Origin of the sequence: Pseudoalteromonas sp. BSi20480 (assembly GCF_000241365.1) — a bacterium.
Taxonomy (GTDB): Bacteria; Pseudomonadota; Gammaproteobacteria; order Enterobacterales; family Alteromonadaceae; genus Pseudoalteromonas; species Pseudoalteromonas marina.
In genome coordinates this window covers 1-1255 of sequence record NZ_BADX01000113.1, presented here as the reverse complement: position 1 = coordinate 1255, position 1255 = coordinate 1, and the positions used below count along the sequence as shown (strand labels likewise).

Annotated in this window: 1 protein-coding gene; it reads left to right on the top strand. The window is 41.6% G+C overall.

Annotation, left to right across the window (positions count from 1 at the left end; all coding sequences use genetic code 11):
- Positions 1-771 (top strand): IS110 family RNA-guided transposase (locus P20480_RS06640; protein WP_033025598.1); only part of this gene is annotated, 771 nt, incomplete at its 5' end.
- Positions 772-1255: the final 484 nt, after the last annotated feature.

Here is a 1255-nt window from a genome sequence, read left to right as displayed (position 1 = left end):
CATGGCGGTAAAGCCAAAAACGATAAAATAGATTCATATAAAATTGCCAAACTCATCCGTGGGGGGAACTTTCCACTTGCTTATGTGTATGACAAAGATATGCGTGCTACGCGCGACTTATTACGCCGAAGAACTAAAATTGTTCGCCACGGGGCTGATTTAAAAGCCCATGTCGCCAATACCGCCAGCCAGTACAATTTACCTGCCCACAACGTGAATTTAAAGAACGTCTGCGACAGAGAAAAGATGCGCTACTACTTCCCTGACCCCGTTGTGCAACGATCCATTAATTTAAATATGGCCATACTCGATTGCTATCACAGCGAGCTTAAGCCTTTAGAGCATTATATTGAACAAATGGCCAAGCAACACAATCCTGTTCACCTTAATATCTTGCAAACAATAAATGGTATAGGCCGCATTCTCGCACTTACCATTATTTATGAGATTGGTGACATTAATCGCTTTTCAAGCGTACAAAAGTTCGCTTCATATAGTCGGTTAGTCAAATGTAAAGCAGAGTCTGCCGGCAAAACCTATGGCACCCAAGGCAACAAAATTGGCAATGCACATCTAAAATGGGCGTTCTCCGAAGCCGCTGTATTGCTGCTGCGTCACAATCACAACGCCAACAAATACCTCGAAAAACTACAAAAACGAATGAGTAAAGCCAAAGCACTGTCAGCGCTTGCGCATAAGCTTGGTCGCTGTGTTTATTATATGCTTAAAAAAGAGACGGTATTCGATGAAGCAAAATTCTTAAAGAGTTAGTCACGGTATTGAGTGAGCTGAACATCTAACTGGATATAAGGCTGAGCATCAATCAATTGGGTGAGTTAATAACCAACAAGGTTTAACCTGATTATATGCCTACAGACCTAAGCCACTTGTCTTGATTAGACGCTCAGTACGCGTGCATTAATACAATAAACAAAGTCGCTTACACCTGACTTGAGCCTGAAACTAACTGGATCATAATGATGAAACCAGCCGCCTTGAATAGTGCCATGATGAGGTTAACCGATGAATGTCTAGTGCCCCAGCAACCCCAAAAGGATATGGGAAAAAGCTGGCTGCGATGAGATCGCAATAAGAGAGCCTCTATATGTGTTTGCCGTAAGCTACTTGCTTAACAGCCGCATCGACATACGAAGTAAACGAATTTGTTTATTGATTTAGAATTGACCGTCAATTTATAAAAACGGTCAAAAAGAAAACTAATGCCTATTGACAGAGTTAAGGCTCATATGTGTTA